Source organism: Flavobacterium eburneipallidum (assembly GCF_027111355.2).
Lineage (GTDB): Bacteria > Bacteroidota > Bacteroidia > Flavobacteriales > Flavobacteriaceae > Flavobacterium > Flavobacterium eburneipallidum.
Map to the genome: position 1 here is coordinate 2,137,211 of NZ_CP114291.2, position 17,889 is coordinate 2,155,099.

The 17,889-nt window shown below is 33.5% G+C and carries 16 protein-coding genes; 6 read left to right on the forward strand and 10 right to left on the reverse strand.

The genetic code is table 11. The features are described 5' to 3' along the window. Positions 1-45 precede the first annotated feature (45 nt). Entirely contained in the window at positions 46-1,962 is a 1,917-nt protein-coding gene (locus OZP15_RS08920; protein ID WP_281335897.1) for a DUF294 nucleotidyltransferase-like domain-containing protein, read from the forward strand. Positions 1,963-1,965: 3 nt separating this feature from the next. Next, on the forward strand, positions 1,966-2,562 hold the full coding sequence (locus OZP15_RS08925; protein WP_281335898.1) for a 3'-5' exonuclease: 597 nt from the start codon (positions 1,966-1,968) through the stop codon (positions 2,560-2,562). Between the two features lie 86 nt (positions 2,563-2,648). Here the strand turns inward: OZP15_RS08925 and OZP15_RS08930 are convergent, their stop codons facing one another. From OZP15_RS08930 to OZP15_RS08960, 7 genes are all read right to left on the reverse strand, one after another. Beyond that, complete coding sequence (locus OZP15_RS08930) at positions 2,649-3,656, reverse strand: virulence RhuM family protein (protein ID WP_281335899.1); 1,008 nt, start codon at positions 3,654-3,656, stop codon at positions 2,649-2,651. A 574-nt stretch (positions 3,657-4,230) separates the two neighbouring features. Next, positions 4,231-5,706, reverse strand: a complete 1,476-nt coding sequence (gene ilvC / locus OZP15_RS08935; RefSeq protein WP_281335900.1) for a ketol-acid reductoisomerase — start codon at positions 5,704-5,706, stop codon at positions 4,231-4,233. Positions 5,707-5,756: 50 nt separating this feature from the next. After that, complete coding sequence (gene ilvN / locus OZP15_RS08940; protein ID WP_269225137.1) at positions 5,757-6,284, reverse strand: acetolactate synthase small subunit; 528 nt, start codon at positions 6,282-6,284, stop codon at positions 5,757-5,759. A 6-nt stretch (positions 6,285-6,290) separates the two neighbouring features. After that, entirely contained in the window at positions 6,291-7,979 is a 1,689-nt protein-coding gene (gene ilvB / locus OZP15_RS08945; protein WP_281335901.1) for a biosynthetic-type acetolactate synthase large subunit, read from the reverse strand. Positions 7,980-8,061: 82 nt separating this feature from the next. Next, positions 8,062-9,735 carry a dihydroxy-acid dehydratase gene (gene ilvD, locus OZP15_RS08950; protein WP_281335902.1) on the reverse strand — a complete coding sequence of 558 codons (1,674 nt, stop codon included), beginning with the start codon at positions 9,733-9,735 and terminating at the stop codon, positions 8,062-8,064. A 57-nt stretch (positions 9,736-9,792) separates the two neighbouring features. After that, the gene (gene leuB, locus OZP15_RS08955) at positions 9,793-10,908 is read right to left on the reverse strand and encodes a 3-isopropylmalate dehydrogenase (RefSeq protein ID WP_269225139.1); all 1,116 of its coding nucleotides are present in this window, start codon (positions 10,906-10,908) and stop codon (positions 9,793-9,795) included. Between the two features lie 64 nt (positions 10,909-10,972). Continuing rightward, entirely contained in the window at positions 10,973-12,148 is a 1,176-nt protein-coding gene (locus OZP15_RS08960; RefSeq protein WP_281335903.1) for a 2-isopropylmalate synthase, read from the reverse strand. Positions 12,149-12,302: 154 nt separating this feature from the next. Between OZP15_RS08960 and OZP15_RS08965 the strand changes: the two genes are divergently transcribed. After that, on the forward strand, positions 12,303-13,847 hold the full coding sequence (locus OZP15_RS08965; RefSeq protein ID WP_281335904.1) for a hypothetical protein: 1,545 nt from the start codon (positions 12,303-12,305) through the stop codon (positions 13,845-13,847). A 49-nt stretch (positions 13,848-13,896) separates the two neighbouring features. After that, positions 13,897-14,466 (forward strand): pentapeptide repeat-containing protein, encoded by a 570-nt coding sequence (locus OZP15_RS08970; RefSeq protein ID WP_281335905.1) that lies wholly within the window; start codon positions 13,897-13,899, stop codon positions 14,464-14,466. A 57-nt stretch (positions 14,467-14,523) separates the two neighbouring features. Here the strand turns inward: OZP15_RS08970 and ettA are convergent, their stop codons facing one another. From ettA to OZP15_RS08985, 3 genes are read right to left on the reverse strand one after another with little or no spacing between them, the layout of a single operon-like run. Then, positions 14,524-16,215, reverse strand: a complete 1,692-nt coding sequence (ettA, locus tag OZP15_RS08975; protein ID WP_269225142.1) for an energy-dependent translational throttle protein EttA — start codon at positions 16,213-16,215, stop codon at positions 14,524-14,526. Positions 16,216-16,241: 26 nt separating this feature from the next. Next, positions 16,242-16,535: a type II toxin-antitoxin system RelE/ParE family toxin gene (locus OZP15_RS08980; protein ID WP_269225143.1), complete on the reverse strand. Its 294-nt coding sequence runs from the start codon at positions 16,533-16,535 to the stop codon at positions 16,242-16,244. Between the two features lies 1 nt (position 16,536). Beyond that, entirely contained in the window at positions 16,537-16,803 is a 267-nt protein-coding gene (locus OZP15_RS08985; RefSeq protein WP_269225144.1) for a type II toxin-antitoxin system Phd/YefM family antitoxin, read from the reverse strand. Positions 16,804-17,055: 252 nt separating this feature from the next. On the opposite strand from OZP15_RS08985, the gene OZP15_RS08990 reads away from it, so the two are divergent. Beyond that, positions 17,056-17,388 (forward strand): ArsR/SmtB family transcription factor, encoded by a 333-nt coding sequence (locus tag OZP15_RS08990; protein WP_269225145.1) that lies wholly within the window; start codon positions 17,056-17,058, stop codon positions 17,386-17,388. Positions 17,389-17,407: 19 nt separating this feature from the next. Beyond that, positions 17,408-17,869, forward strand: a complete 462-nt coding sequence (locus OZP15_RS08995; RefSeq protein ID WP_269225146.1) for a DUF6428 family protein — start codon at positions 17,408-17,410, stop codon at positions 17,867-17,869. Positions 17,870-17,889: the final 20 nt, after the last annotated feature.

The window sequence follows — 17,889 nt, forward strand, 5'->3', positions numbered from 1 at the left end:
GATTATTTATTTATTATTTTTACATCCTTCAATATCAAATTTACTATGAACACAATCGCTGAACACATTGCTGATTTCTTGAAACAATTTCCGCCATTTGATAACTTGTCATTTGAAGAATTGTCTGAAATTGCTAGTAATATTCGTGTTGTTAATTTAGAAAAACACAAAACGTTGTTTCAAATAAACGATGTTTTGCATGATTCTTTTTATGTAGTAGCTTCGGGAGTTATTAATTTATCCGTAATTGCTGATGCCGAAGAAACCTTATTGAATAAATGTGTCGAAGGTGATATTTTTGGTTTACGTCCTTTTTTTGCCAAAAACAATTACATGATGACAGCAAAAGCTCGTGAAGAAAGTATCATATATGCGATTCCAATTACAGTTTTTAGACCTTTTGTGGCTAATAATTCAGAGGTTTTAGATTTTCTATTGCAAAGTTTTGCTACGAATACTAGTAATCCAAGTGATAAAGAAAATTTAGGAGGCAAACTGATTACTGATAGTGTTTACCTCTCAAATCAACAGTCTGAAATGCAGTATTTTCAACTGCTTTCCTATAACAATACACCACTAAAAGTATCTGAAAATAGTGTGGTTCAAGAAGTAGCCAAACTAATGTTGGATGCTTTATCAACTGGCGCTATCGTTGCCAAGAATAACAATCCTATCGGAATAGTTACTCATGGAGAAATGTCTTCAAAAATTGCTACAGGACGTTTTCCTATCACAGCAACCGTTGATAAAATCATGTCTTCGCCAGTAGTGACTGTAGTTGAAAATATTTCTCTTGCAGAAGCACAGTTATTAATGCTCAAAAACAATGTAACCCATTTGTGTGTAACCAGAGATGGTTCGGACAAATCAGATATCAAAGGAATCATATCCGAACACGATTTAATTGTGGCTCAAGCCAATAATCCAGGCGTTTTGATCAAGGAAATCAAGCGTTCGCAAACGCCAAAAGATCTAAAACTAATCCGAGACCGATTGACTAATTTGATTCAAAAATCACTTCAAAAGAATATATCTGTTTCAAATATCAACAACATCGCTAGCGAAATTAATTTAGCCATCATCAAACGTGCCGTTGAATTGTCTATTTTGGATTTAGGCTCCCCTCCTGTTCGATTTTCTTGGTTAAGTATTGGTAGTCAAGGGCGTAAAGAGCAATTATTACTAACCGATCAAGATAGTATTTTAATCTTTGAAGATGTTACTGCAGATAAATATAGAGATGTTAAAGATTACTTTCTTAAATTAGGAAAAAGAACGACTGCTACGCTTGAAAAAATTGGTTTTGAAGCTTGTCCAAACGGACACATGGGAAGCAATATGCTTTGGTGTAAATCATTGACAGACTGGACAAAACAATACAACAACTGGATGAATACTCCAGGAGAAAATAGTAACGAAATTAGTAGTATTTTCTTTGATTTTGAAATAGCTTTCGGTGAACAAAAAATAGAAGAAGCAATCGAAAATATAATTTTTAACAATGCAAAAAACAATGTGCTATTCTTTGATTTCTTGGGGAATGATGCTTTGAGAAAAAATGCTCCTTTAACTTTTTTCAAGAATTTTAATGTTGAAGAGGAAGGACCACACAAAGACAAGTTTGACATCAAAACACGAGCTTTGATGCCTCTTATTGATGGAGCTCGCTTATTTGCCTTGAGCTATAGTATTCGTGGAATTAATAATACTTACCTCCGATTCAAACAATTGGCGATTGTAGATACAAAGAATGCTGAAATTTACCTTAATTGTGCTGAAGCATTTTTAGTATTATCAAAATTCAGAACTCTTGAAGGCTTGAAAAATGACGATTCTGGACAGTATATCAACTTAAAAGAATTGACCAAAGTAGATAGAGAAAATCTAAAGAATGCGTTGGCTCCAATGAGAGAGTTAGAAGAACTAATAAAAACCAAATTTCAACTTACCCAATTTTCATAAATAATGCTGGACTGGATAAAAAATATCAATAAAGAATATCCTGATTTTTGGAAAACTTACCTTTCTAAATTTGAAAAAAAATCGAACCGTTATGTTGTTTTATCAACAGAAACATCAGGTTTGAGTTTGCAAAAGGATGTGATTTTGTCAATAGGTTCTTTTTCGATTATCAACGATAGTATTCATATTGGAGATAATTTTGAAACAATTCTTGCTCAATATAAATTTTTTCATGACAACGGAATTTCCAATGAATTTACTTTGGAAACCAAAATGAAAAAATCGAGTGAAGCTGATGCCATAAAAGATTTTGTAGAATTTATTGGAAATTCTATTTTAGTGGGACATCACATCGATTTTGATGTAGAAATGATTAATATGGCTTTAGAACGATTGGATTGTGGAAGGCTTAAAAATGAAGCTTTGGATATTGATGTTATGTACCGAAAATTGACCGATATCAATAACAAACAATTTTCTCTCGAAGAATTATGTAACATCTACAAAATTCCAAAAAGTGATCGAAACTCATCTTCTGAAGATGCTTATAAAATTGCTCTACTATTTCTAAAATTAAAATCTAGATTGGGATTGAAATAATAAAAAGAGGTGCTTTTTCATTTGAAAACAGGACCTCTTTTTGTAATTGTTATTTAAGAACCATATCTACTTGTTTTATTATAGTTTTATTTTTTTAATCGTTTGATGTCTTCTTCGATTTCCTTTAAACTTTGCTCTTTCTCTATGGCAGCTTGCGATAGTTTGTATTTTTCAAACTCGGCTGACGATTTTTCTAATGCTCTGTCGTGACTTATTTTTCCAGCGTGTGTTAGTAACTCTCTGCCGTTAAGCTGCAAAATACCGTCTAATCTGGAAATCCAATCTTTCATATACATAGGAGTTTGTTGTTGTGCCATAGTTTCGGCAAACGCCAAATATTGCTCTACCAATAGTCCTAGTAATTTCATTTCGTTCTCATCAAGGTAATTTTTAGCAATACTAACTTCTTGTTTGGTTACCGATTTTGCTGCTGCCTTATCATAAGAAAGCATACCCAATACTGGCAAACTAGCATCTACTCTACGATATACTAATTCAGCTGCGGTATTTTGTGAGATAGCCCAAAGTAATTTATTTTGTACAACTTTGAAAAATGCTATTGTTTTTTCGTCTTTGGGATCGTAATCAATACTTGTAGTGTAAATATCCTTTATTTTTTGATAAAAGAATTTTTCAGATAAGCGAATTTCACGAATGCGGCTTTGTAATTCATTAAAATAATTCATTGAATTACCCGATTTGAAACGCTCATCATTCAATGCAAATCCTTTAACAATATACTCTTTTAGTCGTTGTGTAGCCCATATTCTAAACTGTGTTCCTTGTAGTGATTTTACTCTATAGCCAACCGAAATAATTACATCAAGATTATAATACCTTACCTCTTTTTCTTGTGTTTTTCCTTCCATTGCACCGTGTGGTGTGGTTGTTCGGAAATTCCGAACAACCACTTTTTCGTCTAGCTCTCCTTCAAAAAATACATTTTTTAGATGTTCACTAATCGTCGATTTTGATTTTTGAAACATTTCACACAATTGTGCTTGTGACAACCAAACCGTTTCCTCCTCCAGCCGAACATCAATTCTGATTGTACCTTCTTGGTTTTGATAAATAAGTATTTCGCCAGTGCTCATATTTGTTATTTAATTTATTGGTTCAAAACAGCAACATTGAAAAACTTCCAACTGGTTAAATCTATAATTTAAACAATAGGATGTAAATATATAAAAAAGCAAATGAAAGAAAAATGAGGAAAACCGTAAACGGATGAAAAAAAAACAGAAGAATAATGCAAATAATTTTAACTAAGTAGAAAGAAAGAAAGAAAGAAAGAGATATTGTCGTAATTATCAAAAAGAGTTTTTGCCACAGATTTCACAGATTAAAAAGATTTTTAAAGCTAGGTAAACAATTAATCTGTGCTAATCTGTGAAATCTGAAGCAAAGAAATTAGAGCTCTAAAATACGACATCAATTTTTTAGTTATTGCTTAAATGGGCTAGCTACACAAAAAAAGCGAGATAGAAATTTTCTACCTCGCTTTATTAAATTATTTATCGGGACTACAATCACTTAACTTTCAATTTTCTATCCAGTTAAGTGAATGTAAAATGACCTATTCACTGATTCCTTTAATACCTTTTTTACTAATTCAAAATATTGCGAAACTAAAGATACTTGCCAAAATCCCTGTCTTTATTGGATTTATTATCCAACAATTTTTTTCATTGCTGTCATAGATTCTCTCAACCAAGCTCCAACTTCTTCAACTGGGTGGTTTCTGATAATTGAATTTACTTCAATTAATTCTTTGTTATCTACTCCGTTGCTTCCGTCATTGAATGGACGACCTACTAAATTGCTTGGTGCATTTTTCACGTATTCAGCAATTAATGGTTTAGCAGCGTGATCAAACAAATAACATCCGTATTCAGCAGTGTCTGAAATTACACGGTTCATTTCGAACAATTTCTTTCTTGCAATAGTGTTAGCAATAAGTGGCGTTTCGTGTAATGATTCGTAGTAAGCTGATTCTTCGATAATACCTGAATCTGTCATTGCTTCGAAAGCCAATTCAACACCAGCTTTTACCATAGCTACCATTAAGGTTCCATTATCGTAATACTCTTGTTCAGAGATTTCAACATCGCCTGCAGGCGTTTTTTCGAAATTAGTTTCTCCTGTAGCTTTTCTCCAAGTCAATAAGTTAACATCATCATTAGCCCAGTCTTCCATCATTGTTTTTGAGAAATGACCAGAGATAATATCATCCATGTGTTTTTGAAACAAAGGACGCATGATGTCTTTTAACTCTTCAGCAACATTGAAGGCAGCAATTTTAGCAGGATTAGACAATCTGTCCATCATGTTTGTAATTCCTCCGTATTTTAATCCTTCAGTAATAGTTTCCCATCCGTATTGAATTAATTTAGAAGCATATCCAGCATCTACACCTTCGGCAACCATTTTATCAAAACACAAGATAGAACCAGTTTGCAATAATCCACAAAGGATAGTTTGCTCACCCATTAAATCTGATTTTACTTCTGCCACGAAAGAAGAACGCAATACTCCTGCTCTATTTCCTCCTGTTGCAACTGCGTATGCTTTTGCTTGAGCCAAACCAAATCCGTTTGGATCATTTTCAGGGTGAACAGCGATTAATGTTGGTACACCAAATCCTCTTTTGTATTCTTCACGAACTTCAGATCCTGGACATTTCGGAGCACACATAATAACTGTTAAGTCTTTACGAATTTGCATTCCTTCTTCAACGATATTAAAACCGTGAGAATAAGCTAAAGTTGCTCCTTGTTTCATCAAAGGCATAATAGCACTTACAACAGCAGTGTGCTGTTTGTCTGGCGTTAGGTTACAAACCAAATCAGCTGTTGGTATTAATTCTTCATAAGTACCTACTTTGAAACCATTATCAGCAGCATTCATAAAAGAAGCTCTTTTTTGAGCAATTGCTTCAGCACGCAAAGCATAAGAAATATCAAGACCTGAATCTCTCATATTTAAACCTTGGTTTAAACCTTGAGCACCGCAACCTACGATAACTACTTTTTTACCTTTAAGTGCTTCGATTCCATCTGCAAATTCGGATTGATCCATAAATTCGCAAACGCCTAATTGTTCTAATTGTAATCTAAGTGGTAATGAATTGAAATAATTTGCCATTTTTTAATTGTTGTTTAATATTTAATAATTTTTTTAGACTTTTTAAATGTCTAATTCTGTTTTAACTCGTTTAATAATGATGAAATTTCCATTTTTTCTTTTGAAATTGATATTCTTCCTGAACGTGCAAACTGCATAATTCCGAAAGGTTTTAGTTTGTTGTATAATTCTACAATTTCAGCACGTTTACCTGTTTTTGAAATCACAAAAAAGTCTCTTGATACGGTAACAATTTCAGAATGACTTTCTTTGATGATGTTCTGAATTTGTCTTTCATCGAATAATAAAGCCGAGTTAATTTTGAATATAGCACTATCCAAAAAGATAGTTTCTTCATCTGTATGATAAAATGCTTTGATAACTTCGATTTGTTTTTCGATTTGACCTACAATGTTCTGAACCCATTTTTCAGTAGTTTTTACTACGATAATGAAACGGGAAACACCTTCTATTTCCGATTCGGATACATTCAAACTCAATATATTGATGTGACGTTTCAAGAAAATACCTGAAATTCTGTTCAATAAGCCAACATTATTTTCTGAATAGACAGAAATGGTGAATATTTTATTTTCCATAATTTTTTAACTTAATCGGATATCAGAAACCGAAGCTCCTGTTGGAATCATTGGGAATACATTGTTTTCTTTCTCTACCATAACTTCCAGAAAATAAGAGTCTTTAGAAGCCATCATTTCAGCTACTGCTTCATCTAGTTCTTCTCTTTTTGTTACTTTTCTGGATTTGATATAATAGCCTTCAGCAATAGCGCAAAAGTTAGGATTAACCATCACTGTTGAAGCATATCTGTAATCGAAGAATAATTCCTGCCATTGGCGTACCATTCCTAAAAATTCATTATTTAAAACTACAATCTTCACAGGAACTTTCGTTTGATGAATGGTTCCTAATTCCTGAATATTCATTTGAAAACCTCCATCACCAATAATAGCAACCACTTCACGATCTGGTCTTCCCATTTTGGCACCGATAGCTGCTGGCAAAGCAAATCCCATTGTTCCTAAACCTCCAGAAGTAACATTACTTTTAGTAGTATTGAATTTAGCATAACGACAAGCAAACATTTGGTGTTGTCCAACATCTGAAACCATTATCGCATCTGCTTTTGAGTGTTTGTTAATCATTTCGATAGTTTCACCCATCGAAATTCCTTTACCATTTGTAGGAGCTAACTCTTCATCAATAACAGCTTCTAACTCAATTTTATATTTTTCTTTGAATTCATTGTGCCAAGAATCGTGCGATTTTTTGTCAATTAAAGGTGTTATTGCCATTAAAGCTTCTTTTACATCTCCTAAAACTGCAACATCTGCTTTAACATTTTTATCAATTTCGGCTGGGTCAATTTCGAAGTGAATCACTTTAGCTTGTTTAGCATAAGTCGCTAAATTTCCCGTAACACGGTCATCAAAACGCATTCCAAGAGCAATTAAAACATCACATTCGTTAGTCAAAATATTTGGACCATAATTTCCGTGCATCCCTACCATTCCTACGTTCAATGGATGATCTGTTGGCAAAGCCGAAAGTCCTAAAATGGTCCAAGCGGCAGGAATTCCTGACTTTTCAATAAAACGTTTCAATTGCGCTTCAGCTTCGCTCAATATGATTCCTTGACCAAAAACAATAAATGGCTTTTTAGCATTATTGATTATATCTGCTGCGTCCTGGACTTTTTGAAGATTCAAAACTGGCTTTGGATGATAACTTCTAATTCCAGTACATTTTTCATAACTAAACTCGAACTCATCGAATTGAGCGTTTTTAGTAATATCTATTAAAACTGGCCCAGGACGACCTGATCTTGCGATATAAAAAGCTTTGGCAATAATTGCTGGAATTTCGCTCGCTTCTGTAATTTGGTAGTTCCATTTGGTTACTGGAGTTGAAATTCCAATAATATCCGTTTCCTGAAAAGCATCAGAACCCAATAAATGTTTTCCAACTTGACCTGTGATACAAACCAAAGGTGTTGAATCGATTTGAGCATCTGCAATTCCTGTAACTAGATTTGTAGCTCCCGGACCTGAAGTAGCAATAGCCACACCAACTTTTCCTGTAGCTCTTGCAAAACCTTGCGCAGCGTGAGCCGCACCTTGTTCGTGGCGCACCAAAACGTGGTGCAATTGATCTTGAAATTTATATAATTCGTCATAAACTGGCATAATGGCTCCACCTGGATAACCATAAACCAAATCTACTCCTTCGGCTAATAAGCATCTGATAACTGCTTCTGCTCCTGATATTTTCATTGTTTTTCTTTTTTAAATTTTGACAATTTTATTTTAAAATTAGATTGTCATTGCAATTAAATTTTGAAATTATAATTGACGATTATTTGTCAGTAACACATCCTTCAGACGCACTAGATACTGAACGCATGTATTTAAGTAAAACTCCTTGCGTAATTCCATTATTAGGTTGTTTCCAATTGGCTTTACGGTTTGCCAATTCTTCATCAGAAACTTTCATGTTGATGGTATTATTTACCGCATCAATGGTAATAATATCGCCGTTTTCGATTAAAGCAATTCCTCCACCTTCGTAAGCTTCTGGAGTAACGTGACCTACCACAAAACCGTGTGAACCTCCAGAGAAACGTCCGTCAGTAATTAAAGCAACTGAATTTCCTAAACCAGCTCCCATAATAGCGGATGTTGGTTTCAACATTTCAGACATTCCCGGACCACCTTTTGGACCACAGTAACGAATAATTACTACGTTTCCTGGTTTAACTTCTCCTGCTTGGATTCCTCTGATTACATCTTTTTCACCTTCAAAAACAACAGCTGTACCTTCAAAAAATTCTCCTTCTTTACCGCTAATTTTAGCAACACAACCTTCTGTTGCAATGTTTCCGTAAAGAATTTGAATATTTCCAGTTGCTTTTAATGCTTTTTGGATTTCAAAAACTACTTCTTGACCATCGTGCAAATCAGGAACTGAAGCTAAATTCTCTGCTATTGTTTTTCCTGTCACCGTTAAACAATCTCCGTGTAACAAACCTTCTTTTAATAAATATTTCATTACTCCTGGAACACCTCCTACATTGTGTAAATCTTCCATTAAGTATTTTCCACTTGGTTTCAAGTCGGCTAATAATGGTGTTTTATCACTGATGTCTTGGAAATCTTGCAATGTCAATTCGATACCTACAGAGTGAGCCATTGCAATTAAGTGCATTACCGCATTAGTAGAACCTCCTAAAACTGCTACCATTGTAATAGCATTTTCGAAAGCTTTACGAGTCATAATATCTCTAGGCTTAATATCTTTTTCTAATAATATTCTGATTGCTTTACCAGCATCAACACATTCTTGTTTTTTTTCCGGACTTAAAGCAGGATTAGAAGAACTGTAAGGCAAACTCATTCCTAATGCTTCAATCGCTGATGACATGGTGTTAGCAGTGTACATTCCACCACAAGCACCTGCACCGGGACAAGCATTCTGAATAACTCCTTTGAAATCTTCAGGTGTAATTGTGTTTTTGATTTTTTTACCTAAAGCTTCAAAAGCAGAAACAATATTCAAATCTTCTCCTTTCCATTTTCCTGGGTGAATAGATCCTCCGTAAACCATAATAGAAGGGCGATTTACTCTACCCATTGCCATTAAAGCTCCCGGCATATTTTTATCACAACCTGGAACAGCAATCATACCGTCATACCATTGTGCACCCATAACAGTTTCGATAGAATCGGCAATTACATCACGGGAAACCAAAGAAAAACGCATTCCATCATTTCCATTAGAAATTCCATCACTTACACCAATTGTATTAAAAATCAAACCTACTAAATCAGCATCCCAAACCCCTTTCTTAATATCTTTAGCCAAGTCATTTAAGTGCATGTTACAAGGATTTCCGTCATAACCCATACTTACAATTCCTACCTGTGCTTTTTTAAGATCCTCTTCTGTCAGACCAATTCCGTAGAACATGGCTTGAGAAGCTGGTTGTGTTTCGTCTTGCGTGATTGTTTTGCTGTATTTATTTAATTCCATTGTTTAGTTTTATTTTTTTAAGGTTTTTTTATTTATTTGAAACCCTTTATTTTTTAATTATACTATTGTTGATTGTCCTATTTGTACAAAATCTTTTTTGAAATAGGAATCGCCTTCGTTAAGGATATGATTTGAAATAAAATCCCCTACTTCATTCGTTCCGAATTGAGAATCTACTTTCAAATCCACGGTGACGACATTACTAATGATTGCTTTTTCTACTGCTGCAATTACTCTTGTAGCTTCTTGTGTTAAGCCAAAATGCTCTAATAATAACGCTACTGAAAGAATCGATGCAATTGGATTAGCTATATTCTTCCCCTTTGCTTCTGTATAACAACCGTGAATTGGTTCAAACAACGAATGTTTTTCTCCCAAAGATGCAGAAGACATTAATCCTATAGAACCTGAAATTACACTCGCTTCGTCAGACAAAATATCACCAAACAAATTGTCAGTTAACAAAATATCAAACTGTCTTGGATTCACAATAATCTGCATTGCAGCATTGTCAACATATAGACATTCCAAAGTTACATCTGGATATTCTTTGGCAATTTCAGTAACTATTGTTCTCCATAAACGAGAAGTTGCTAATACATTAGCTTTATCAACTAAAGTTACTTTTTTGCGTCTTTGTTGTGCTGCTTTGAATGCCAGATGTGTGATTTTTGAAATCTCATCTGCATTATATTCACACAAATCCGAAGCATAAGTTCCTTCGTCGTTCGTTGTTTTTTCTCCAAAATACATTCCGCCGTTCAGCTCTCTATAAACTACGAAATCAGTTCCTTGCAAAACTTCTTTCTTTATTGGCGAAGAACCCATTAATTTAGGATAAGCTTTTATTGGTCTGATATTAGCGAATAAACCCAATTCTTTTCTTAACTTAAGTAACCCTTGTTCTGGACGTACTTTTGCACTTGGATCGTTATCGTATTTTGGATCACCAATAGCTCCAAACAAAATTGAATCGGTGTTTTTACACAAATTCAAGGTTTGTTGCGGTAGTGGTTTTCCTGTTTTTTCGATAGCAATGGCACCAATATAAGCGTCTTCAAAAATAAATTCGTGATTGTAAACCACAGCAATAGCAGACAAAGCTTTTTTGGCTTGTAATGTTACCTCTGGACCTATTCCATCTCCTGAAAGTACTGCTATTTTTAAATTCATTTTTTTTTAGGCACTAGGCATTAGGCACTAGGCATTATTTTTAGATAATTCTAACGATTGTAAATTAAAGTCTTACTAAATCGCTTCCTAATTTAGAAGCTTCGATGATTTGATGAATATCTTCATCGATTACTTCTTTTTTGATGTCTGCAAATTTCAAGAATTCAATATATACCAAATCCAATTGCGTTTTTGTCAATTCGTAACCTACTTTTTTCGCTCGGTAAGCCAATGCAGCTCTACCACTTCTTGCTGTAAGTATAATAGAAGATTGATTGACACCAACTTCTAAAGGATCCATAATTTCGTAAGTCTCTCTGTTTTTGATAACACCATCTTGATGAATTCCTGAACTGTGTGCAAAAGCATTTGCTCCTACTATAGCCTTGTTTGGCTGAACCATCATTCCCATACTATCCGATACCAAACGGCTCATTGAATTTAATTCCTTTGTTTTAATATCAGTATATAAATTCAAATAAGGATGTTGATTGAAAATCATTACCACTTCTTCCAATGCTGTATTTCCTGCTCTTTCCCCTATTCCATTGATAGTACATTCAATTTGTCTGGCACCATTCATCGCTCCCGCAATCGAATTGGCAGTAGCCATACCTAAATCATTATGGCAGTGACAAGAAATAGTAACGTTTTCGATACCTTTTACGTTTTCTTTCAGGTATTTAATTTTTGCACCATATTCATGTGGCAAACAATATCCAGTGGTATCAGGAATATTCAATACTGTAGCTCCAGATTTGATGACTTCTTCACAAACTTTAGCCAAGAATTCATTGTCCGTTCTACCTGCATCTTCAGCATAAAATTCTACGTCTTCAACAAAAGTTTTAGCATAAGAAACAGCATATTTTGCTCTGGCAATAATATCTTCTCTTGTCGTATTCAGTTTGTATATTATATGAGATTCTGATGTTCCAATTCCTGTATGAATACGAGGTCTTTTAGCGTGCTTTAAAGCAGCAGCAGCTACATCAATATCATTTTTCACCGCTCTGGTAAGTCCACAAACGGTAGCGTTTTTTACAATTTTACTAATTTCTGAAACGGATAAAAAATCTCCGGGACTTGAAACAGGGAAACCAGCCTCAATTACATCCACTCCCATATCGTCTAATCTATTTGCAATGACGAGTTTTTGATTGGTATCTAATTTACATCCTGGAACTTGTTCACCATCTCTTAAAGTGGTATCAAAAATTTGGACTTTCTCTCTATTCATTTTAAAATATTTAATGTAATTTCACATCTTAAAACAAAAGTAGATTTCATTACTGTAATATAAAATTCATTTTTCGTAGATTATACTGTTTATAAAGCGAATAAAAACTTTGTAACTAATTAAAAAACAGTAACTTAAATTACTATATTTTACAATGGCTAACCATCAAAAAGATTCTTTATTTGTATTGATTAAATCACTTTCTAAATCTGAAAAAAGGCAATTCAAGATTTTTGCAAGTCGGCTTGAAACCAGTTCCAATACAAAATTCATAGAATTATTTAATATTTTAGATAAATCGGAATTCTATGATGAGAAAACCATCTTGAAAAGTGGAATTATCAAAAAAGTACAATTATCTAACCTGAAATCGTATTTATACAAACAAATTTTGGTAAGTATTCGATTGAATATTCCCAGTCAAAATATTCGCTATCAATTGAGAGAGCAAATAGATTTTGCCGCCATCCTCTATAACAAAGGTTTGTATAAACAGAGCTTAAAAATTTTGGATAAAACCAAACAGCAAGCTCTAGAAAATGACGAAAAATACATGGCGTATGAGATTGTAGAATTCGAAAAACTAATTGAATCACAATACATTACTCGAAGTATTCAGGGTCGAGCTGACGAACTAGTTATTCAGGCCAAAGAATTGAATTATAAAAACACTATTTCGAGTAAATTATCCAATCTTTCGTTACAATTGTATGGCATAATGCTCAAATCGGGTTATGTAAAAAGCGATGAAGAATACAAATACATTGACGATTATTTTAAAAAGCACATCTCTAAATTAGACGAAAAAAAGTTTGGTTTCCGAGAGAAATACTGGTACTACAATGCTTATTTGTGGCGCAGTTTCTTGGTTCAAGATTTCTTGGCGTGTTATAAATATTCACACAAATGGGTTACACTTTTTTATGACAACAGGAATATGATTTACCTTAATCCTGTATTTTTCTTAAAAGGAAATCATTATTTATTGGAGTCACTATTTATGTTGAAATACAAAACTAATTTCAAGAAATACCTGGAGTTGTTGGAAGAAACCATCAATGACCCTCAATTTCCCATAAACGACAATATCACTTCGTTATCATTTCTTTATTTATACAATAACAAGCTCAATTTTCATATTTTGGAGGGCAGTTTTGCCGAAGCAGAGTATTTAATCCCTGAAATTTTAGATAAAATAAAACTGCATAACGAACATTTAGATGAACATCACGAAATGTTGTTTTATTACAAAATCGCAAGTATTTATTTTGGTAACGAAAAATACAACGAATGTATCTTTTATCTAGAAAAAATCATCAACAACAAGAATCTTTATGTTCGGGAAGATTTGGCTTGTTTTGCCCGTTTGTTGTGTTTGATTGCTCATTATGAATCGGGTAAAGATTTTAATTTAGAAAATCAATTGATTAATACTTATAAATTCTTAATCAAAATGAATGATTTGCATGAAGTCCAAAAAGAAATCATTCGCTTTTTGAAAAAACTGAACACCATTTATCCAAGCGACATCAAAAAGGAATTTATCAAAGTAAAAGAACGTTTTGTTGAACTAGAAAAAAACACTTACGAAAAAAGAGCTTTCCTGTATCTTGATATTATTTCTTGGCTCGAAAGTAAAATCGAAAACCGAAAAATCAGCGATATTATCAAAGAAAAAGCCAAGTTGAGTAATCGATAATTTACAATTGTACTTCTTTGAGTTTTAGCAACAATTTTATTTTCTTTATATGCAAGATTATTTCTTTCAAGTTGAATACAACAGCCATAATTATGGCGAAGAAGAAGTCAATTTACAAGAATTTGAATGCTGCACTTTTAATCATTGTAATTTCTCGCTATGCAATTTTATCGGGGTTGTTTTTATCGATTGTACCTTTAACGATTGTCTTTTTAGCGGAGCCAAAATCAATCATGTTGCTTTAAGAAGCGTAACTTTTAATCGCTGTAAAATGGAAGATGTAAATTTTGCTATGTGTGACAAATTGATTTTTGAAGTTCATTTTAAGCAATGTGTTCTCGATTTTTCTAAATTTTATACCCTGAAAATCAAAGGAACAACATTTACAGATTGCAGTATGGTTGCTATTGACTTTATGAGCACAGATTTGACCGAAGTCCTTTTTGATAATTGTGATTTGTATCGTTCTGAATTTGCAAAAGCCATTGCCAACAAGGCTAATTTCAAAACCAGTTACAACTATACGATTGACCCAACGAAAACCAAACTTAAAAAAGCTGTTTTTTCTTTGAACGAAGTCAAAGGATTATTGTTTAAACATGATATCGTTGTGGAATAAAAAAAGCCTCAAATTACAATTAGAATTTAAGGCTTTCTGTTTATCTAAAATCAATTATTATCTAATCAACTTTCTGTATTTCAAACGTTTTGGAGTCAAGTCGCCACCAAGACGTTTCTTTTTGTTTTCTTCATAATCAGAGAAACTTCCTTCGAAGAAATAGACTTCAGAATCTCCTTCAAAAGCTAGAATGTGTGTACAAATTCTGTCCAAGAACCATCTGTCGTGCGAAATTACTACAGCACAACCTGCGAAATTCTCCAAACCTTCTTCCAATGCACGAAGTGTATTTACATCCAAATCATTCGTTGGCTCATCGAGTAACAATACGTTTCCTTCTTCTTTCAAAGTCATTGCCAAATGCAAACGGTTACGCTCTCCACCAGAAAGCATGGAAACTTTTTTGTTTTGCTCGCCACCGCCAAAATTGAATCTCGACAAATAAGCTCTCGAATTCACTTGTTTTCCGCCCATCATAATCAATTCCTGACCATCGGCAAAGTTTTCCCAGATTGATTTATTTGGATCGATATTAGAATGCGATTGATCTACATAAGCGATTTTAACCGTTTCTCCAACAGAAAATTCTCCACTGTCAGTAGCTTGTTCACCCATAATCATTTTGAAAATGGTAGATTTACCAGCACCGTTTGGTCCGATGATTCCAACAATTCCAGCCTGTGGCAAAGTGAAATTCAAATTATCATACAATAATTTGTCTCCAAAAGCTTTGGCTACATTCTTGGCTTCGATAACATTCGTTCCTAGACGTGGACCATTTGGAATGTAGATTTCCAAGTTTTCGTCTAATTGTTTTTGGTCTTCGTTCAATAATTTATCGTAGTTCTGTAAACGTGCTTTTTGTTTCGTTTGACGACCTTTGGCTCCTTGACGAACCCAGTCCAACTCACGTTCTAACGTTTTCCTTCTTTTCGAAGCTACTTTTTCTTCCTGTGCCATACGGTTTGATTTTTGGTCTAACCAAGAAGAATAATTCCCTTTCCAAGGAATACCTTCTCCTCTATCTAGTTCCAAAATCCAACCTGCAACGTTATCCAAAAAGTATCTATCGTGGGTTACTGCAATTACAGTTCCTGAATATTGCGCTAAATGCTGTTCTAACCAAAGTACCGATTCCGCATCCAAGTGGTTGGTAGGCTCATCCAAAAGCAAAACGTCTGGTTGTTGCAACAACAAACGGCACAAAGCCACACGACGACGCTCACCACCCGAAAGGTTTTTGATTGGCGTATCACCGTCTGGTGTGCGTAAAGCATCCATAGCGATTTCTAATTTGGTATCAATTTCCCAAGCACCAAGCGCATCAATTTTGTCTTGCAAAGCCGCTTGACGATCCATTAACTTGTCCATTTTATCTGGATCAGAATAGTTTTCTTCAAGACCAAACAAATCGTTGATTTGATTGTATTCCTCCAAAACGGCCATAGTTTCGGCAGCACCTTCACGAACAATTTCGATTACGGTTTTCGAGTCATCCAAAATTGGCTCTTGTTCTAAATAACCAACGGTGTAACCCGGTTGAAAAACCACATCTCCCTGATAGTTTTTATCAACTCCTGCAATAATTTTTAAAAGAGAAGATTTTCCAGAACCGTTTAGACCAAGAATACCAATTTTTGCCCCATAAAAGAAACTCAAATAAATGTTCTTCAATACTGGTTTATCTGCTCCTGTATAGGTTTTGCTCAATTTCTGCATAGAGAAAATGACCTTTTTATCGTCTGACATAGTGTTTATTTATTATTAATTTTTATTTACTTTAATTTCAATTTTTCAGGATCTTGATAGTTGTTCCAAAATCGTAGTAAAATAATATTTTCGGCTTCTTTTTTATAGAACAAATTTATTTGTTTTACTATCGGGACTTCTAATACGTCTTTGTATTTTGATTTTTTAAATCTTATGTTTCCATTAGATAGTTTGTCTAAAATTTCATTTGTCTTATCTGAAAACCGTTTCACTTCCTTTTCTGTCCATTCCCTTTCCAAATAATCAATATTATTTAGAACATCATCGATAGCTTCCTCTGACCAAATTATGTTCAACATCTTATTTTAAAAAATCGGAACGTTTGGCATTTATTTTATCTAAAGCCTCTTTATGAGAAAAAACTTTTCCATTGGCAACACTTTCCAATGCTTTATCTATAGCCATTTTTTGTGCAAGATTTAAAACATCTTCTTCCTTTTCTTGGTCTAATGGAACTAATACGAAAGAATTTCCTTTGCTTCTATGTATCACAACTCTTTCTTCTTGGGCAATATCTAAATATCTTTTTATATTGCTTCTGAATTCCGTAACACTTACTGTTTTCATAGATTTATGTATTTGAAACAAATGTACCTATTTCTGTACGTTTGCAAAAATATTTAAGAAAAAAAAAACTTTACAAAATTTTAATGACTTTATATTTATGTTCAAATTTTAAGATTACAAATTCTTTCGAAAAGATTACGCAACATAGTTTCAAAGAAAAAATTAGCATCTTTTCAAATAAATTAAATTTAGCTGGCTTTTTCTTTTTAATTAAAAAACTATATCGTAATATTGCAATATAAATATATAACAATGGGAGCATCAAAAACAGATCATTTCACAAACGGTCAAAATGAACTAGCCATTTTGGCAAAAGCTTTGGGGCATCCTGCTCGAATTGCAATTATAGAATACTTATTAAAAGTAAACACTTGCATTTGTGGCGATATTGTAAACGAGTTGCCATTATCGCAACCCACAGTTTCACAACATCTTAAAGAATTAAAAAATGCCGGTTTGATAAAAGGAAACATAGATGGAAATTCTATTTGTTATTGTATCAACGAGCCAGGATTAGAAAAAATAAAAGGCTTTTTTGAACATATCACCAGCCATCTTCAGAAAAAGAGAAACGAATGTTGTTAATTTTTAAAATATAAACAAAATGAAACTTTCAGAAATTAAAGAAGTATTACATACAGTAGAAGCTGTAAATTTCGAATTACCAAATGGAACATTTGTTCCAGAGAATTTCCATGTTACCGAAGTGGGTTTGATTACTAAAAACTTGATAGATTGTGGCGGAACTGTAAGAAAGGAAAAGGTTGTTAACTTTCAGCTTTGGGATGCCAACGATTACGAACACCGACTAAAACCTCAAAAACTAATCGATATTATTCAACTTTCAGAAAAAGTTTTAGGTATTGATGATTATGAGATTGAAGTGGAATACCAAGACACAACTATTGGTAAATACGATTTAGATTTTAATGGAAAAAACTTTGTGTTAGTAAACAAAATGACAGCTTGCTTGGCTCAAGATCAATGCGGCATTCCTTCAGAGAAGCCAAAAGTTATTCTTTCAAACATAACTAATTCATGCAAACCAGGTTCAGGCTGTTGCTAATCTTTTAAAAAAAATACAAA